The sequence below is a fragment of the Paenibacillus sp. FSL W8-0919 genome (genome assembly GCF_038003785.1).
In the GTDB taxonomy this organism is placed as follows: Bacteria; Bacillota; Bacilli; order Paenibacillales; family Paenibacillaceae; genus Paenibacillus_AQ; species Paenibacillus_AQ lactis.
Map to the genome: position 1 here is coordinate 1,244,167 of NZ_JBBOPV010000001.1, position 19,289 is coordinate 1,263,455.

The following is a 19,289-nucleotide window of genomic DNA, read 5'->3' on the forward strand; positions in this document are numbered from 1 at the left end:
CCGGGAGGAATATTATGAAGCAGTACATTATCCGGAGGCTGCTGCAGATTATCCCGACATTGATCGGGATCTCGATTATCATATTTGCAATATCATCTTTGGTACCAGGTGATTATATCACTGCAGTGAACAACCCGACGATGACTGCTGAAAAAGCAGCTCAGCTTCGGGAAATTTATGGTTTGGATAAGCCGCCTGTAGAACGTTATCTTACATGGGTCGGCAATATGATAAAGGGTAATCTCGGAGATTCCCTTGTGCACAAGCAACCAGTTACAACCGTAATGAATAACTACGTATGGAATTCCTTTTTTGTAGCAATTTTTAGTTTAATTTTCAGTTGGATTATAGCTACTTTTGCTGGCGTGTTCTCAGCAAAGTTTCAGTACTCATTGTTTGATAAAATCGTCACATTACTAATTTTCTTGTGCATGTCACTGCCGTCTTTCTTTATCGGACTCCTGCTTATCAAGTTTTTTGCCTTGGATTTAGGATGGTTTCCTGTAGGCGGAATGAAGACTTCGGGACTGAACGGAAGCACATGGGATCAACTGATCGATATTGCATGGCATATGTTCTTGCCGGTTATGGTACTTACGATGCTTAGCACAGGTAGTTTGACGCGGTATTTCCGTACAAGTATGCTGGAGGTTATTCGTCAGGATTATATCCGTACAGCCCGTGCAAAGGGATTGAAGGAACGTACGGTTATTTTCAAGCATGCGCTGCGTAATGCGATGCTACCTGCCATTACTCTCATTGGTTTCGAGCTCCCATCCTTGTTTGGTGGAGCCATCATCCTGGAGAAGATTTTCATCTGGCCAGGGGTCGGTCAAGTTTATCTGGAATCGATCAATATGCGGGATTATCCGTTCATGCTTGGTTTTACAGTATTCATATCCGTTTTGACACTTGTGGGCAACCTATTGTCTGACGTTCTATATGGAGCTGCAGATCCAAGAATTCGCTTAAAGTAGGAGGAGATTCACTTGTCCGCAGAGACTGCACCATTAAAAACGAATCTACCAGTTCCGAAGAAGCGGCCGGATTCCCCATGGCAAATTGCTATTCGCCGTTTTGCCAGAAACCGTCTTGCTGTCATCGGACTTTTTATAGTTGTATTTATGTTTTTGCTCTGTTTTATTGGCCCATTTTTTTCACCTTATGACCTGTACGATTACAATAAGCTTGATAAGAACTTACCTCCAAGCTCGAAATATTGGCTGGGCACCGATAAACTGGGGCGCGATATTCTGCTACGCATGATGCTTGCTGGACGAATATCTCTTTTGGTTGGGCTTGTTGCGACAGGCATTTCGGTAATTATCGGAGCAACCTTGGGAGCTATAGCGGGTTTTTATCGTAAATGGGTAGACACGCTGACCATGCGTATAGCTGATATCTTTATGGCAATACCTACACTGCCGATCCTGATTATCTTGGGTACGATCTTGTCGGACCTGAAGGTGGAGCCTTCGGATCGTATTTATTTCTTGATGCTGATTATCGGTGTATTGGGATGGAGTAGTGTATCCCGTCTCGTTCGCGGTCAAATCTTAGGACTTCGCGAGCAGGAGTTTATGCAAGCTACCGAAGCTTTGGGACTGAAAGATCGCCGGAAAATCTTCCGCCATCTGCTTCCTAATACGATTCCAATCATTATTGTATCCGCAACACTGGGTGTAGCAGGAGCGATTCTTTACGAATCTGCACTGAGCTACCTCGGAATTGGTGTTGTTCCACCAACGCCGTCGTGGGGGAATATGCTCTCCGCCGCCAACAATATGATCGATTTCCGAAAGCGGCCGTGGCTGTGGATACCGCCAGGTATGTGTATTCTGGTTACCGTAGTTGCAATCAACCTGATCGGTGATGGACTTCGCGACGCACTTGACCCGAAAATGAAGAAGTAGGAGATGCGAATATGGCAAAAGAATTAGTTGAATTCCGCAATTTAAAAACGCATTTTCAAACCTCCGCAGGTACCGTGAAAGCCGTCGACGATGTCAGCTTCAAAATCCGGGAAGGCGAAACCCTGTGCGTCGTCGGCGAGTCGGGCTGCGGCAAGAGCGTGACGGCAATGTCACTGATGCGTTTGATCGATGTTCCCCCGGTCGGCGGGGAGATTTTATATGAAGGCAAGGACCTGCTCAAGATGAGCAAACGGGAAATGAGTCTGATCCGCGGTAATGATATCGCAATGATCTTTCAGGAGCCAATGACTTCCTTGAACCCTGTACTGACGATTGGCGAGCAGATCGTTGAGCCGATTTTGCTTCATCAGCTTGTGGACCGTAAAGAAGCGAAGAAGCGTGCGATCGAGCTGATTAACCTGGTCGGCATTCCGCGTGCAGAGAAAATCTTTGAGTCTTATCCGCATGAGCTTAGCGGCGGCATGCGTCAACGGATTATGATCGCAATTGCGCTGAGCTGTAATCCGAAGCTGCTCATCGCAGACGAGCCAACGACGGCGCTCGATGTGACGATTCAAGCCCAGATTCTGGACTTGATGCGTGACATTAAGGATAAATTCAAGACGTCCATCATGCTCATCACGCATGATCTCGGCGTTGTAGCCGAAATGGCCGACTATGTCGTTGTAATGTATGCCGGCAAAGTGATTGAAGAGGCTCCGGTTATCGAGCTCTTCAAGCAACCGAAGCATCCGTACACGAAGGGCCTGCTGAAGGCGAAGCCGGTCATCAATCAGACCCAGGAGCGTCTTTATTCGATTCCGGGTCAAGTACCGAACCCGGTTGATCTAGGCGACAACTGCCATTTCCATGATCGCTGCGAATTCTGCATGCAGATCTGCAAAGAGAAACAGCCTCCGCTCGGTACCGATCCGAACGGCCATAAGGTCGCTTGCTGGTTGTATGAAGAGGAGGGGAAAGCATAATGAGTCAGGCACTACTTGAAGTTGATAACCTAAAAAAATACTTTCCCATTACCGGCGGCATACTCCAGCGCCGAATCGGTGATGTTAGAGCCGTCGACGGCGTCAGCTTCACCATTAATAAGGGTGAATCCTTCGGACTTGTAGGCGAGTCCGGCTGCGGCAAGAGCACGATCGGACGTACGATTCTCCGCTTGCTCGAGAAGACGGACGGCAAAGTGTTGTTCAACGGAGAGGACATCCATGCATTGCCCAAGGAAAAAATGCGCGCGATGCGGCCGAAGATGCAGATCGTATTCCAGGATCCGTTCAGCTCGCTGAACCCGAGAATCAAGGTAGGGGAAGCCATTGGCGAAGCGCTCATCGACCATGGTCTTGTAAACCGCAGACAGCTCAAGGATAAGGTCATTGAGACACTGGAAATATGCGGGCTTGCCGCGTATCACTATGAGCGTTATCCGCATGAATTCTCCGGTGGACAACGGCAGCGGATCGGGATTGCCCGCGCGCTCATTCTGAATCCGGACTTTATCGTTGCAGACGAGCCGGTCTCCGCGCTGGATGTGTCCATCCAGGCGCAGATTATTAACCTGCTCAGCGACCTGCAGCGCGAGAAGCAGCTCACGTATCTGTTCATTTCCCATGATCTTAGCGTTGTCGAGCATTTGTGCAACCGGATCGGGGTTATGTATCTCGGATCGATGGTTGAGATGGCCAGCAAGGAAGAGCTGTTCCGCAACCCGCTGCATCCATACACGAAGGCACTGCTCTCCGCCGTTCCGATTCCGGATCCGACGCTGAAGCGTGAACGCATCGTGCTGACGGGTGACATTCCGAGCCCGGCAAATCCGCCGTCCGGCTGCAAGTTCCACACCCGCTGTCCGCTTGCTTCCGATCTGTGCAAGCAGCAGGTGCCGGAATACCGTAATGTCGGCAATGATCACTTTGTGGCTTGCCACTACGCATAAGGTGCAAACGAAAATCGGCTTAACAGGTTCTCATTATATAAGACTTGCGCTTTAACCCGATTCTGACAAAATCCTCTTGTTTTATTACGGTATCAGAATCCAAAAAGGACTTCTTCAGTCTAAAGACTGACAGGAAGTCCTTTTTTAGTAGGATCCATGCATGCAACTACTGATTTAGTTGCCTCCGTTATATGCTGCCTGCAAGGTAAACGTTCCATGCTGTTATAACAAACCAAGCTCATATTTCCTAGGATTTGCTACCTAGGTTAAGCTCTTTCGCCGAGTTAGGGAGAATTGGGAGAGGGTTAGAAGAATAGAGACTGGGATAGAGAGAAGTACGGAAGTTCACGGAATATACATAAATTCCCTTAAATTTTTTTGAAAAAAACGCAGACCAAAACACCGTTTGAACCGTCTATTATTATGGAGGGCGAAATCGATGAATAAACGGTGGCTTTGGATTGGGTTCGTGTTGCTGATAATTGTGCCCCTCGTGGCCGTATTTATATTAAATATAGAACGGGTAGCGTTTAAACCGAGAGTTGACGCCAGAGCGGTCGTCTTGATGGATATCACGACAGGCCATATTTTGCTGAGCAAAAACGGGGATATGCCGCTGCCCCCTGCAAGCATGTCCAAGCTGATGACCGAGCTGGTCATTCTGGATGAAATCAAATCCGGAAGAAGAGCGTGGGACGATGAAGTCGTGATCAGCGACAATGCGGGTAATGTCCAGGGCATCAATATCGATTTGAAGCCTGGTGAGACCCTGACGGTGCGCGAGCTTTTTCAGAGCATGGCCGTTTATTCCGCTGATGACGCGGCCGTTGCGCTTGCGGAGCATGTGGCCGGCTCGGAGAAGGCCTTCGTTGATCGAATGAACACCAAGGCGAAAGAGATCGGATTGTCGAGCGAAACGAGATTTGCCAATGCTTCCGGTGCGGAGAGCGGTTCGAATCTCTCACAAGCGCTGTCACCAGACGATGAGACCATGATGACCGCCGTGGACACCGCGAAGCTTGCCGCCCATCTGATTGAGCATCATCCGGACATTTTGACCACCTCAAGCAAGGCGCAGATGAAGCTCAGTGGACGAGGATTATATTTAAGCAATACGAACTGGATGCTGCCTTCAATCGGCGGACCCTACTCGTATGAGGGAACCGACGGACTAAAGGCCGGATATACGCCTAAGGCGGGCTATTGCTTCACCGGAACGGCCGAAAAGCAGGGCAGCCGGCTTATTGCAGTCGTCATGGGAACTGATTCGAAGGAAGCCCGGTTCGAGGCGACGCGCAAGCTGTTTGACTATGGATTCAAAAAAACATTAACATGGAAAGAGCGGCTGGATGATTGGTTTCTCAATGCGGGAACAACGGCTGCTCTTTTGTATACACCGGGCAATTCTAAGGATTCACATCAATTGGCAAGTTTGTAAAAGTGAGTGAGAGGGTTCACATCCGACAGGGATGTGGTTTACAATAGATGGTGTGCCAATTCTGAACACGCATGATGTTGCCATGCGTCAACGGGATTCAATCCCGTTTATATAAGGAAGGGAGGGTGAGCCTAGCTGCTTTGGGAGCATACTGCCCCTGATTGGAACTGACTCATTCATCAATTTATTTTATAATAAAGAAGGAATCTAATCTCATGAAGAGGAAATCAATATATATCACACTGGCAGTTCTCATCCTCCTCGGATCGTCAGCCTACTTATTCCGTACCCAGCTTATCGTAGCTGCTTTCGATCTGTTTATGGCGAAGGACGTTGAGGACTCGCTGCAAAAGTCATATAAGCCGCTGCAAGGCGACAAAAAACCGGAGCCTGTCGTGCTCCAAAGCAAGCCTTTCTCGGTCATGCTGCTGGGCAGTGACCAGCGAGAGGACGAACCCGCGCGTTCGGACACGATGATCTACGCCGTGGTCCGTCCGAAAGAATCCAAGGTACTCCTTGTATCGATTCCGCGGGATACCTATGTCGATATTATCGGCAAGGGCAAGAAAGACAAGATCACCCATGCTTTTGCATTCGGCGGCCACCAGATGGCCAAAGATACGATGGAGGCATTTCTTGATGAAGATATCGACTACTATGCGTCGATTAACTTCCAAGGGTTGAAGGATGTCGTGGACGCCATGGGCGGCGTGGAGCTGCCGATCGGCAAAGATATCGTCAATAAGGGCAAGGACCACGAGAAGTTTACGGTCAAGGCGAACAAGCCGATTTACAGCGGTGAGGAAGCGCTGAACTACGTCCGTTACCGGGAGGACAGCGACTTCAACCGGGCTAAACGCCAGCAGGTATTTCTGGATATGGCCGCCAAGCGGCTGAAGCAGCCTGATCAGATTGGCAAGGTACCTGAACTGATCGCGATCATGGGTGACAACTTCCAGACGGATATGCAGCCCAAGTTCATTATTGATTTGGCGAAGCAAATGCTGACCGGGCCTAAAGTCGATATGACCAGCTTTACGATCATGGGAGAAGGCATGCGAATTGGAGGGGTCTATTACAACGATCCTGACATGGAGGATGTTGAAGAAGCTAGAGACATGATTGACAACTGGATGAACCCGGATACTCCATCCGACCAGCTGCTGAAGCCGAAGGATGCTGAGAAGCAAAAATTGCAGTAAACTATAGACCGGCATCGTCCGGAACGTTCCTAACACGCGTTTCTCACCATAATCAGCAGTCCGGATTGTCTGGCTGCTGATTTTGTGTCCTGATGCTTATGAATCGGGACACGGGTGGGCTGCGTATGTATGATAGTGGGTAGGAGAGAGGAGTAACCTGCTTGTCCAACCAACATGGGCAAGGTTACTTAAATGGCCTTAATTCTGAGGGATGGGAAAGGTCATAAGGAGGATAAGGCATTATGAATATCGCGTTTTTTCTATTACCGAAACAGGAAGTGGTCTGCCTCACCCTGGATTCCACGCTAAGGCAAACGCTGGAGCGCATGGAATACCACCGTTATACGGCGGTACCGGTGCTGGATAAGAACGGCCAGTACGCAGGCACGGTGACGGAAGGCGATCTGCTCTGGCACATGAAGAATTCCGATGGCAAAATCACATTTGAGAACGCTTCAAAATTTCTGCTGAAGGACGTACCGTTCCGAATGGACATTAAGCCGGTATCCATCGATGCCAGGATGGAAGACTTAATCAATTTGGCAAAGGTGCAGAACTTTGTGCCGGTTGTGGATGACATGAACCGTTTTATCGGAATCGTGCGCAGGAGTCTTATTATCGAATACTGTGAGCGGTTTGTTTCAAAGGAGACGTTGGAGTCCCAAGGGGCTCGAACCTCGGTATAATTTAGGATAAGTGGCAGGGCGTGTAACCGCGGTGAATACGTAGGTATCACGCCCTATTTTTCATACACGGGAATATTAGAAGGATAATTGGAGACACAGAGAAGGGAGCAGATGACAAGCAGCTGCCGGAATCCCGGCAAGCCAAGGGCCGGGGGACTTTATGTGGGTGAATTTTATTTATGCTATAATGGAGAATAAAGCTGTTTTCGGGGAGAGATGGATATGCCAAATATGCCAAAGGACTTGGATGTAGCTAAACGCGCCAAAGTGATTGAATGGCTGAAAACCGAAGTCATTGACAATGTATCTCGGTTATTCAAAGCCCTATGGGAAGGCAGCACTACTAAAGTTGGAGATAGTTTGGTAAGCCTGATGATGAGCTCCTACATATTAGGCCGAAGGCTGGGTATGACCTATCGCGATTTGGACGATCTCCTGCTTGAGAAATTGAGGAAGCACAAGCAGGAAGGACATCAGCTTGAGGATTGGTACCAGGATATATCCGCACTCGAAGAACATTTGCGTAAGAGGTGAACATATTGAAATTACGCTGGACAACAGCGGCCTGGAGCATCATTTATTTGCTTCTGCTGCTCTCTCTACAAACCCCCTTTTCCATTGTGACGGCATTCCTTCTGGTTCTGCCGGTTGCGGTCCTGTTTACGGCATTAAATACACAATCGTTTATTCTTCATATTGCGCCTGTATGGTTGATCGCGCTGTTGATTCATCCGATTTTTCTCTTGTTCGCGGTTTACTTTGCGATTCCGGGGGTTGTGATGGGATATCTATACCGGAAAAGAAAGGCTGCCATGCAAGTATTAAAATTCGGCGTGGCCACGATGCTGGTGGAATTGCTGCTGCTGCTTATGATCAGTACGGCCTTCTTCCAGATGGACCTATCGGCGTATGTGGATGAAATCGTGAAGATGACAACTGCTCCGCTGACCGAGATGGGGGTTCAAGGCAATTTTGGCGGACAACTCGTCGGACCGGAACTTGATACGCAGCTGATCAAGGACAGAACGCTGCAGCTTGTTCCGTTCGCCATGATCATCAGCTCGTTCCTGATGACGGTGATCACGCACTCGCTGGCTCGTCCGACGCTTAACAGCATGGGACTGTCCGTGCCGAAATTGAAGCCTGCCAGAGAGTGGATGCTGCCGCGTTCGCTGATTTGGTACTACCTGATCATTTTCTTTATCAATATCGCAACGGTGAACTCGGATAATGCGTTCATGAAGACGATCGTGGCGAATGCGACGCCGCTGCTGCAAATATGCTTTATGATTCAGGCGCTGGGCTTCTTCTACTACCTGGCCCACATCCGGAAATGGCATCCGATTCTTCCGCTGCTCACGGCCATTCCGATCGTGCTGTTCCCGCCGGCTATCATCATCGGTATTCTGGATCTGGCGTTCCCGCTTCGTCAAGCGTTTAGTAAAAACAAAAGATAGGGTGATGAGTCATGCCTAAATTTCTGCAGAAACGCTGGCACGGCTATCACACCGTCTGGGCGTTTGCGCTGGTGCTTCTGCTTGTCATATTCCTGTCATTCTATAATACGATTCTAGGTCTGGTCGGGCTGCTGCTGGCTGTGATCGGCGGATACGCGATGCTAAAAGCGGAGATGAAATTCCGGCGGGAGCTCGTCGAGTATATTGGCGATCTATCGTTTCGCATTCGACGTGTAGAGGGAGAGGCCGTCAGCGTATTGCCGTTCGGAATCGTACTATACAGCGAGGATAAGACGGTGGAGTGGCATAATCAATTCGTTGTGAATATGTTTCCTCACCAGACGTTGGTCGGCGTATCCTTGGAGGATCTGCTTCCTCAGCTGGTGAAGGCGATCAAGGAGACGCGGGAGAAGAAGGATGGCAAGGAGAACCAGCCTAAGGAGATTCGGCTCGAAATATCACATGAGGACAAGTTTTATGGGGCGACCGTCATTCCCGAAGAACGGCTGATCTATCTTGATGAGATTACCGAGCTGGTCGTTCTGCGTCAGCGGTATGAGGATGAGCGTCTGGCGCTAGGCATCATTATGATGGACAACATCGACGAGGCGTCCCAGGGCATGGATGACCAGCAGCGGACGGCGCTCATCGCGAAGGTGACCAGCGAAATTACCGACTGGGCCCGGGAATTCAACGTCTATCTGCGGCGGCTATCGTCGGATCGTTATTTGATGATGCTGAATCACCGATCACTTGATCTCTTGGAGAACAGTCGGTTCGTCATCCTCGATGAAGTGCGGGAGATGACTGCCGATCTGAAGGTGCCGCTTACGCTCAGCATCGGTCTTGCCTTCGGCTCCGATGATATTACCGAGCTCGGTCAGCTGGCCCAGTCCAGCCTTGATATGGCTCTGGGAAGGGGCGGCGATCAGGCAGCGGTGAAAGCGGGGCAGCGCCTGTCCTTCTACGGCGGCAAATCCAATGCCGTGGAGAAGCGGACACGGGTCCGCGCTCGCGTCATTTCCCATGCGCTGCGCGATCTGATGCAGGAGAGCGACCGCGTCATCGTGATGGGGCACAAGCTGCCCGACATGGACGTGATCGGGGCATCGGTCGGTATTCTAAAAGCCGCTCAGATGTATAAAGTGGACGCATATATTGTGTTGGAGGGGCTCAACCCGTCGATTGAGCGGATTATGGATGAGGTTCGCAAGGATGAGGCCTTGATCAGCCGCTTCATATCGACGGAGCATGCGATGCAGATGATGACCGAGCATACCCTGCTCGTTGTCGTGGATACGCATAAAGCGTCCATGACGATGGAGCCGCGGCTCGTGCAGCGGGCAAGCCGGGTGGTCGTGATGGATCACCATCGCCGGGGCGAGGAATTCATCAACGACGCGGTGCTGATCTACTTGGAGCCATATGCATCCTCCACCTGCGAGCTCGTTACGGAGGTGCTGCAGTATATTCATGACCGGGTATCGCTTACCCCTGTGGAGGCGACAGCGCTGTTAGCGGGTATAACGGTCGATACGAAGCACTTCGCCCTTCATACCGGATCCAGGACGTTTGAGGCGGCAGGCTTCCTGCGGCGGCATGGTGCGGACACGATGCTGATCCAACGGCTGCTCAAGGAAGATCTGACAGAATTTATCGCTAAGGCAGAAGTCGTAAAACATGCTAGAATGGTATATGATCACATCGCCATTGCGGTCGCGGAGAGCGGGGAGCCGATGCCGCAAATGCTGATCGCGCAGGTTGCCGATATGCTGCTGAATATGAACGATGTGCAAGCATCGTTTGTCATCAGCGAGCGCACAGACGGCAAGATCGGCATCAGCGCCCGATCGATGGGCAAGATGAATGTTCAAATGATTATGGAACGTCTCGGGGGAGGCGGACACTTAACCAACGCCGCCGTACAGCTGGACTCGACGCTGGAAGAAGCCGAGGAGCAGCTGATGGAAGTGTTGGAGGACATTGAAGCGAAAGAGGGGTTATTCGAATGAAAGTAATTTTTATAAAGGATATGAAAGGCCAAGGCAAGAAAGGCGAAGTGAAGGAAGTATCGGAAGGTTATGCAACAAACTTCTTGTTCCCGCGCGGGGTTGCTCGTCCGGCAACGGAGGGCAATATGAAGACGCTGGAGCAGCAGCAGGCTTCCGAACAGAAGCGTAAGGCTCAAGAGAAGGAAGAGGCTCAAGTGCTCGGCAAGAAGCTGGAAGAGATGACGGTTGTGCTGAAAGCGAAGGCCGGCGAAGGCGGCCGCCTCTTCGGCGCGATTACGAGCAAGCAGATTGCCGAAGCGCTGGCTGGACAGAAGATTAAGATCGACAAGCGAAAAATCGAGCTGGGTGAACCGATTCGAACTCTGGGCGTGACGCAGGTACCGGTGAAGCTGCACCCGGATGTGAAGGTAACGCTTAAGGTTCAAATTACGGAGGAATAACATGGGAGGAGAACTCTATTTCGATCGGGTCCCCCCGCAGAACCTCGAAGCCGAACAGGCGGTGCTGGGGGCCATTCTGCTGCAGAGCGAAGCGCTGATTACGGCGATGGAGCGGGTGCAGACCGAGGACTTCTACGACAAAACGCACCAGATGATCTACGAAGTGATGGTGCAGCTCGGAGAAGAGAATCAGCCGATCGATCTGGTGACTCTCACCTCCCGTCTTCAGGATAAAGGACAGCTGGAGGAAATCGGCGGCGTCAGCTATTTAGCGAAGCTGGCGCATGCGGTTCCGACGGCGGCGAACGTGGATTACTACGCGCAGATCATCGAAGAGAAATCGATGCTTCGGCGGTTGATCCGAACAGCGACGCAGATCGTGAGCGAAGGCTATACCGGCGGGGAAGATGTAGCCGGCATGCTGAGCGAGGCGGAGCGCCGCATTCTCGAAATTTCCAACCGGCGCACGGGCAGCGGGTTCATTGCGATCCGGGATGTGCTGATGGAAGTGTTCGAGAAGGTGGAGGTTCTGCATCAGAACCGGGGGAGCACGACGGGAATACCGTCCGGCTTCGTTGATCTCGATAAAATGACGAGCGGCTTTCAGCGCAGTGACCTTATTATCGTAGCGGCGCGCCCATCCGTAGGTAAAACGGCGTTCGCCCTGAATATCGCGCAGAATGTAGCGATTCGGGCGAAGGAGACGGTCGCGATCTTTAGTCTCGAGATGTCCGCGCCGCAGCTGGTTCAGCGTATGATCTGCGCCGAGGCGAACCTCGACGCAGGCGTCATGCGGACCGGCGATTTTAAAGGCGATGAGGACTGGTCCAAGCTGACGATGGGGATCGCCGCGCTGTCGGAAGCGGAAATTTATATCGATGATACGCCTGGGGTTACGGTTGCCGATATCCGGGCGAAGTGCCGGCGCCTGAAGAAAGAGAAGGGGCTCGGGATGATTCTGATTGACTACCTGCAGCTCATTCACGGGCGCGGTAAGCCGGGCGAGAACCGGCAGCAGGAAGTATCCGAGATTTCCCGTACGCTCAAGCAGATTGCGCGGGAGCTGGAAGTGCCGGTAATCGCGTTGTCCCAGCTGAGCCGGGGCGTCGAGCAGCGTCAGGACAAGCGTCCGATGATGAGTGACCTTCGGGAATCCGGTTCGATCGAGCAGGATGCCGATATCGTTGCGTTCTTGTACCGGGATGATTATTACAATCAGGAGACGGAGAAGAAGAACATCATCGAGATCATTATTGCCAAGCAGCGTAACGGCCCGGTCGGCACGGTCGAGCTGGTGTTCTTGAAGAACTTCAACAAATTCGTCAATTACGAGCGTACGCATGCCGATGCTTTTGCGGCAGGATAGCCAATCATCTACGAATATATTCGGGAATCATCTGTAGTTCTCGTCCTAATTCCGAACAATCGTACTGCATAGTGTACGATTGTTCGTTTTTTATTTGACTTTAAAAATAAGGACTGTTACACTGGTATTGCTGCCTTTTGTGCAGTTGAGGATATGAAACATGCTTCAAGACGATGTATTTCATAAAGGGTTTGACGAAATAATAAGGGTGCTAATGCCCGGGCGGAGGAATGAATATGTCAACGGTAGTCGTTGTGGGAACACAATGGGGAGATGAAGGGAAAGGGAAAATCACGGATTATTTGGCGGAAAGCGCCGACGTGGTGGCCCGTTACCAAGGCGGCAACAATGCCGGTCACACCATTCTGATTGACGGTAAAAAGTTCAAGCTCAGCTTGATTCCATCCGGAGTATTTTATAAAGATAAAACCTGTGTAATCGGAAACGGCATGGTCGTAAATCCGGCTGCACTGATTGAAGAGATTAACTATATTCACGATAATGGATTCAGCACGGACAATCTGGTCATCAGCGACCGGGCGCATGTCATCATGCCGTACCATATGGTGCTGGATGCTCTGGAAGAGGACCGGAAGGGCCCGAACAAGATCGGTACAACCCGCAAAGGGATCGGTCCTTGTTACATGGATAAAGCAGCGCGCAACGGAATCCGGATCTCGGATCTGATGGATCCCGAGGAGTTCGAGCTGAAGCTTCGCCATATGGTGAAGGAGAAGAATCAGGTGATCACGCAAGTGTACGGCGGCGAGGAGCTTGATGTCGAGGAGATTTTGACGAAGTACCTGGAGTATGCCGAATTCATTCGTCCATACGTCCGCGATACGTCGGTCGTGCTGAATGATGCGATTGATGAAAATAAGAAGGTGCTGTTCGAAGGCGCACAGGGCGTTATGCTGGATATCGACCAAGGCACCTATCCGTTCGTTACTTCGTCCAACCCTTCGGCCGGCGGCGTATGCATCGGCTCGGGTGTAGGCCCATCCAAGATCCAGCAGGTTATCGGAGTAGCGAAATCGTACACGACCCGTGTCGGCGATGGACCATTCCCAACCGAGCTGAACAATGAGATCGGTGACTATATCCGGGAAAAAGGCCATGAATACGGTACTGTTACGGGCCGTGCCCGCCGCGTCGGCTGGTTTGACAGCGTCGTGGTCCGCCATGCCCGCCGCGTCAGCGGAATCACCGGCCTGTCGCTGAACTCGCTGGATGTGCTGAGCGGTCTCGAGACCGTTAAGATCTGCACAGCCTACAAATACCGTGGCGAGGAGATCAAGCACTATCCGTCCAGCCTTAAAATGCTGGCCGAGTGTGAAGCGATCTATGAGGAGCTGCCAGGCTGGAGCGAGGATATCACCGGTGCGAAGACGCTGGAGGACCTTCCGGAGAATACCCGTCGTTATGTGGAGAGGGTATCGGAGCTGACCGGCATTCCGATTGCGATTTTCTCGGTAGGCCGCAACCGGGAGCAGACGAATCAAGTGCTGCCGATCTACGAATAATGCTGTAGAAGCATCAATTGTCCCAAAATATAGAGACGGAGAACGTCATCCGTTAGACCTGTTGAAGCCTGCTCGGGGGTGAGAACCCGGCAGGCTTTTTATTTTGGGGGCGATGGGGAAGAAGTATAAGATTATACCCCTCCGTCCGAAAAAATTATCCCTCGACCGCAAAGATTTCAACCCTATAATGGAGTTAGAAATAAAGAGCATGACGCTGGGTTTGGAATTGGGGCTAAGACAGCGAACCGCACGGCAGGATAGCTATGATCACAGAGGGGAAGAAGCCATACGCTTCTTAACAAGGCGTACGGCCTTATGGGAGAGCCGGGAATGCTATTCCCGGCAGCATAAAGACCGGAATCATCCGAAAGCGTTACATGCGGATGATTCCGGTCTTTTAACGTGCGTACCCCATTATGGCAGCCATTGCTGAATCCCTTCCATAGATTATATAGATCGGGGAACGAAAGTTAACCTCAATGAGGAATGATGCCTGATACCAATAAACGGTAGAGTGCCTGATACCGATTAAGGAACGCTTCGCGTCCGTAATAAGTCTCTATTTTCTGACGGGCGGCAGCGCTCATTCGCTCTCTCCATTCAGAATGGTCCAGGAGGTACATAAGCTGCTGGGCGTAATCCAGCTCCTCTGCTTCGGAACGCCCGATGAGAACGCCGTCATGGTGCTGGTGAATCAAATCCATCCATCCCCGGACAGCGAAGGCTATGACGGGCACCCCGGCTGCCATCGCTTCCAGACCGCTAATCGGAAGTCCTTCACTTGGCGAGGTGGACGCCATGACATCCGTAAACTTCAGAATCTGATGCACGTCTCCGCGCGCACCAAGGACAATGATTTTGGACGACAGCGGCCCGATGGCTTCGATTACCTGCTGCTTCAACGGACCTTCCCCAACGATTAGAAACCGGTAGCGATCCGCGGAATCGGCAGCGATCATTTGTTTGGCGATGGAAATGAATTTTAACGGGTCCTTGTCGATATTTAGTCTGGCGATGTAGGAGACGACCTTCTTATCCAGCGGGATGTTAAAGCCTTGTTTTAATATGGCATATTCCTCGGCAGTACCGGGGCGATATAAATTCGTATTGATCCCGTTTGGCAGCAGGCAGATTTTCTCGGGATTGATATGGAACAGGCTCGTCAAGGTGTCCTTCATTGACTGTCTGCACACGTTATAGCAATCAATCCAAGGATCGAACTGAACGGAATGCCTTACATGATCCCAGGGCAATTCAGGAACATAGGCGTGAAGCAGGGCAATGGTTTTAAGATGAGGAAATCTCGCTTTCAAGCCAGGCAGTATATTGTAGCCGACTTCGCTGTTGTTGTTATGGAGAATCTGTATGCCCCTGGTTTCGATCAGGTAATGGATGATGGCCTCCATTTGCTCCGGCAGCTCGCAAATCGAAGGGAGCAGAAAGATTTCATCGGTACATTGGTCATATCTCTGGTAAAGCGGGCTTTCCTCCCGTATGGTCGTGACCAGTGTAATGTGATACTGATCTCTGGGCATGGCCTCCAACAGATCCAGAAAGAAGGTCTCCGCCCCGCCAATAATGAGCCAAGGCATGATGATCATAATTTTAATTTTGTCGTCAGCCGGTTTGGTCACCATATAGTTATCTGACTGAATGTTCCAATTTGCCGATATCGCAGACGATTGCCTCATGCTGTACTCTAGCTGTCCGGCATCGAGCATGCTGTAGGCCCGGTGGTGTTTTCTCCGAAGATGTTCGCGAAGCTCATTCTGGCGGGGAAACTGTCTGACGGATTCGGTTTCGCCATGTCTGCGGTAGAAGAACAGCAATTCAGGAATACAGAATCCTCCCCAACCGAGACTGGTCAGCTGGATCCAGAAGTCCCAATCCTCGTAGCCTTTGCCTTGTTCGTCAAATCCGCCCGATCCCTCCCATGCGGCACGCCGAAACATTGAATTCCCCACGACTATATTATCTCTGAGCAGCTGGGCCAAGGAGAAGGGGGGGAGGATCCAAGTCCAATTCTCCTGATCAAATGCCTGAAGATAACAAGTAACGAAACCGACATGAGGGCGGGTATCCAATACGAGCGCCCCCTTCTCCAGCAGCGTATGGTGGACTCGGTCATCGGCATCAAGGCGAAAAATATACTTCCCCCTTGCCTCCCGTATCCCCCGATTTAACGCTGCCGGGATTCCTTTATTCTCTTGTCGAATGACTTTCGTCTTTGGCTTCTTCATGGTTCGGAACAACTCTACGGTATAAGGGTCTGTGGAACCGTCATCGACAACAATAATCTCGATATTTTGAATCGTGGAGGCGAGGCATGAGTCAATCGCTTCCTCGAGATAAACCCCATAGTTATAACATGCGATAACCACGGATACCAGCGGCTCGCTCTCTTGAGAATGTATAAACATGCGTCTAATGTGCCTCCTCTCACTTTGAGATGACAATGCACCACTCTCATTCCGGCTTACTGGCAGACGGACATCGTTCGGCTCTAGCATCTCATGCAACTGGTACTTTATCGTATGCAGGTCCGGCATAGGGGGCATAGGTGATCATATCAACATGCCGTAATTATGCGAATGCACGGGGTGGATATCCCTGCAATATAGCAATTCTCAATAGAAAATATGAAAGCTTTGAGGTTGAAGGGAACGATAAGCGTCAATACTGGAAAAAGAAGACAGCCATCATTACGCCGTCTTATGGCATGCGGAAGGAAGGAGGAGAGGCGGATGAATCTGATGAAATGGCTGCTGAAGGTCAGCCTGACGGCAATCCTTGTCAGCACATTGACGATTGTGACCACGGGAATCGTTGTGAACGCTTATATTCAGTCGATCCTGTCCAGCCTTAATATTCAGCTTGAGGCTCAGCCTCTAGGAGTCGGAGGCATCATGAAGACGATGCTTGGCTTTGGCGCGGGTGCCGACACCGGAACTGGTACGACGCCAGCCACTTCGGAAACCGTGAATGTGACGAATGCCAATCAAACTTCACCAGACTCCGTGCAAAGCGATGACAAGGAGCCTGGTACAGACGAGGCAGATGCGGAGACTAACGGGACGCAGGAGGCTGAAGAAACGGATGCAGGCACGGGGGAAACGGAAGGGACGTCCTCCGAGCAGGGGGCTCCGGATGGATCGCTGCCGGTGATGGGCAGCTCCGCGGCCGATTCGGAAACGGCGCCAGAGGACGACCAGATTGTCATGACTCCTGGCGATATTGTAGACCGCAAAGGCAGTCTGCCGCTTGAGGACAAGGAGGAAATCTTTACATTGCTGATGAATAAGCTTCCCCAATCGGAAATGCAGAAAATATCGGAAGCTATGGAGGATGGCTTGACGGAGGCCGAACTCGCGGAGATCGAGGAGGGCATCACCCAATACTTGAGTGAAGCTGAGTACGACAAACTAATCTCGCTGCTCCAGGAATAGAGCAAGGCCAGGAGCTGAGATGCGCCTGGTCACTGTTTTGTCACAAATTGCAAGCCGTTTAATATTGGAAGACGTGTGAAAACCCGCATGTGATGCGGGTTTTTTGCTGTTTTGGCAAACTTGAAATGAGCTTAACGGCTATGTTAAAGTATACAAAGATCAAAAAGGTTAAAATTTTGATACCTTTTGACAGGTGATGACATTTTTCAAACGAGCAGTCAACATGTTCAGATGATATGCAGTGATTACATATGAACAAGGCTAGAAGGAGAGGGACATGAAGGGTTTCAAGGGGATACGGTGGATCGAAGGTTTGCTTCGTCGACAGCAAGCGGATCGCTCCGCCCTACACAACAATTCAACAGACGAGTCCGAGCTGCCTTCTCATCCGGAATCTACTGGACGGGCCGTTCCGCGCAAGTGGATTTGGATGTCGGCAGGGGCTCTACTCCTAGCAGGATCGATATATACCGGCAGCAAGGCTTATGTGAACGCCAATACCATTCCGTTCTATCATGTATATGTTAACGGTCAAGCGATCGGCGCGATTGCTGATGACGCCGAGCTGGACCGGCTGTTTGAAGAGAAGCGACAGGAATTTCAGGAGAAATACCCGGATGTGCTGATGGTTTTGCATACCGATGGGATTACGACGAAAGCGGATCGCTCCTTTAAGCCGGAAATTAACAGCGAGGAAACGCTGAACAAGCTGGACGGCATGCTGAAGGCATACGCTCGGGGCGTCGAGCTGAAGGTGGACGGCAAGACTGTTGCGATCGTCAAGGACCAGGAGACGGCAAGGGCTGCGATTGAGGCTGCCAAGCTGAAATTTGCGCCGGACGCGGATGCGGGGAAGACCAAGACGCAGCAGGTTGCTTTTAAGAGGGTCTCTGCTCAAGCTTCTACCAAGAATAAAGAAGACGCAGAGCTGGAGTCCGTCCAGATCAAGGAAGAGATTACCGTGGCCGGCACGAAAGCCGATCCGAACAAGGTCTTGGATGTGGAGGACGCCGTGAAGGTGCTTACCGGAGCGAAGGACAAGCCGGTGACCTACACGGTGAAAGAAGGGGATACGATTTCCTCGATTGCCAAGCAGTACGGGATGAAATCATCGGAGGTTATGGCCTTGAATCCGGGGCTTGAGGAAAAATACATGCAGATTGGGGCCAAGCTGCAGCTTACCCAGCCGGAAGCGCCGCTCACGGTGCGGACGGTCGAGACGGTTACCGAGAAGCAGCCGAGCAAGCCGGAGACGATCGTTCGCAAGAGCGACCAGCTTCCTCTCGGTAAGCGTAAAGTTGTCCGACCTGGGCGAGACGGTGTCAAAACCGTGAGTTACGTGGTCACGAAGGAGAACGGCAGGGTGGTCTCCAAGCTGTGGACCGGGCAAGAGGTGGTTCAGGAGGCGCTGCCGGAGGTTGTTTATAAAGGCACGAAGGTGGAACGCAAAGCGGCTGCACCGAAGGTGAGCAAAAAAACGTCGAGCAGCAAGCAGTTCGCCTGGCCGGTGAGCGGAGCTCGCATCACGAGCTCCTTCGGACATCGCTGGGGACGGAGCCATGAGGGCATCGACGTTGTCGGCGGCAGCACCATTATGGCCGCGGCCTCCGGTCGGGTTGTCTTCTCCGGCCAGCAGAGCGGGTACGGCAATGTGGTCATTGTGGACCACGGCAACGGCTACCGTACCCTGTACGGCCACATGAGCCGGATCTCCGTCAGCAACGGCCAGTCCATCAGCCAAGGCCAGAAGCTTGGCGTGATGGGCAATACCGGTCGTTCGACCGGAACCCATCTCCATTTTGAAATTCAAAAAAATGGAGTTGCCCAAAACCCGATGAAATATTTATAAATCTGT

Annotated in this window: 16 protein-coding genes; 15 read left to right on the top strand and 1 reads right to left on the bottom strand. The window is 51.3% G+C overall.

Going from position 1 to position 19,289, the window contains the following annotated elements; translation table 11 throughout:
- The first annotated feature begins 14 nt into the window (after positions 1-14).
- The 13 genes from NST44_RS05405 (at position 15) to NST44_RS05465 (ending at position 13,988) form a co-directional block, all read left to right on the top strand.
- Positions 15-977: an ABC transporter permease gene (locus tag NST44_RS05405; protein ID WP_007129210.1), complete on the top strand. Its 963-nt coding sequence runs from the start codon at positions 15-17 to the stop codon at positions 975-977.
- Positions 978-989: 12 nt separating this feature from the next.
- Positions 990-1,913, top strand: coding sequence for an oligopeptide ABC transporter permease (gene opp4C / locus NST44_RS05410; protein WP_007129209.1), 924 nt, complete (start codon positions 990-992; stop codon positions 1,911-1,913).
- Positions 1,914-1,924: 11 nt separating this feature from the next.
- Positions 1,925-2,899, top strand: a complete 975-nt coding sequence (locus NST44_RS05415) for an ABC transporter ATP-binding protein (RefSeq protein ID WP_007129208.1) — start codon at positions 1,925-1,927, stop codon at positions 2,897-2,899.
- Positions 2,899-3,864 carry an ABC transporter ATP-binding protein gene (locus tag NST44_RS05420; protein ID WP_007129207.1) on the top strand — a complete coding sequence of 322 codons (966 nt, stop codon included), beginning with the start codon at positions 2,899-2,901 and terminating at the stop codon, positions 3,862-3,864. The genes NST44_RS05415 and NST44_RS05420 overlap by 1 nt, the downstream gene beginning before the upstream one ends.
- Positions 3,865-4,303: 439 nt before the next feature.
- Positions 4,304-5,302, top strand: coding sequence for a D-alanyl-D-alanine carboxypeptidase family protein (locus tag NST44_RS05425; protein WP_007129206.1), 999 nt, complete (start codon positions 4,304-4,306; stop codon positions 5,300-5,302).
- A 215-nt stretch (positions 5,303-5,517) separates the two neighbouring features.
- A complete protein-coding gene (locus NST44_RS05430) occupies positions 5,518-6,504 on the top strand; it encodes an LCP family protein (protein ID WP_007129205.1) in 987 nt (328 codons plus the stop codon).
- Positions 6,505-6,746: 242 nt separating this feature from the next.
- Positions 6,747-7,190, top strand: a complete 444-nt coding sequence (locus NST44_RS05435; RefSeq protein WP_007129204.1) for a CBS domain-containing protein — start codon at positions 6,747-6,749, stop codon at positions 7,188-7,190.
- A gap of 231 nt (positions 7,191-7,421) precedes the next feature.
- Positions 7,422-7,724, top strand: a complete 303-nt coding sequence (locus NST44_RS05440; RefSeq protein WP_028406241.1) for a MazG-like family protein — start codon at positions 7,422-7,424, stop codon at positions 7,722-7,724.
- Entirely contained in the window at positions 7,721-8,647 is a 927-nt protein-coding gene (locus NST44_RS05445) for a YybS family protein (RefSeq protein WP_260842986.1), read from the top strand. The genes NST44_RS05440 and NST44_RS05445 overlap by 4 nt, the downstream gene beginning before the upstream one ends.
- Before the next feature lie 11 nt (positions 8,648-8,658).
- A complete protein-coding gene (locus NST44_RS05450) occupies positions 8,659-10,659 on the top strand; it encodes a DHH family phosphoesterase (RefSeq protein WP_007129201.1) in 2,001 nt (666 codons plus the stop codon).
- A complete protein-coding gene (gene rplI / locus NST44_RS05455) occupies positions 10,656-11,099 on the top strand; it encodes a 50S ribosomal protein L9 (RefSeq protein WP_007129200.1) in 444 nt (147 codons plus the stop codon). Before NST44_RS05450 ends, rplI begins: the two co-directional genes overlap by 4 nt.
- 1 nt (position 11,100) lies before the next feature.
- Positions 11,101-12,465, top strand: coding sequence for a replicative DNA helicase (gene dnaB / locus NST44_RS05460; RefSeq protein ID WP_007129199.1), 1,365 nt, complete (start codon positions 11,101-11,103; stop codon positions 12,463-12,465).
- 236 nt (positions 12,466-12,701) lie between these two features.
- A complete protein-coding gene (locus tag NST44_RS05465) occupies positions 12,702-13,988 on the top strand; it encodes an adenylosuccinate synthase (protein WP_144870886.1) in 1,287 nt (428 codons plus the stop codon).
- 476 nt (positions 13,989-14,464) lie between these two features.
- On the opposite strand, the gene NST44_RS05470 is transcribed toward NST44_RS05465, so the two are convergent.
- Positions 14,465-16,408, bottom strand: coding sequence for a glycosyltransferase (locus NST44_RS05470; protein ID WP_340898209.1), 1,944 nt, complete (start codon positions 16,406-16,408; stop codon positions 14,465-14,467).
- Between the two features lie 324 nt (positions 16,409-16,732).
- Here NST44_RS05470 and NST44_RS05475 point away from each other — a divergent pair, with 324 nt between their 5' ends.
- Both NST44_RS05475 and NST44_RS05480 read left to right on the top strand, forming a co-directional pair.
- On the top strand, positions 16,733-17,434 hold the full coding sequence (locus NST44_RS05475) for a hypothetical protein (RefSeq protein ID WP_028406236.1): 702 nt from the start codon (positions 16,733-16,735) through the stop codon (positions 17,432-17,434).
- Positions 17,435-17,711: 277 nt separating this feature from the next.
- Positions 17,712-19,283, top strand: coding sequence for a M23 family metallopeptidase (locus tag NST44_RS05480; protein WP_213616509.1), 1,572 nt, complete (start codon positions 17,712-17,714; stop codon positions 19,281-19,283).
- The last annotated feature ends 6 nt before the right edge of the window (positions 19,284-19,289 follow it).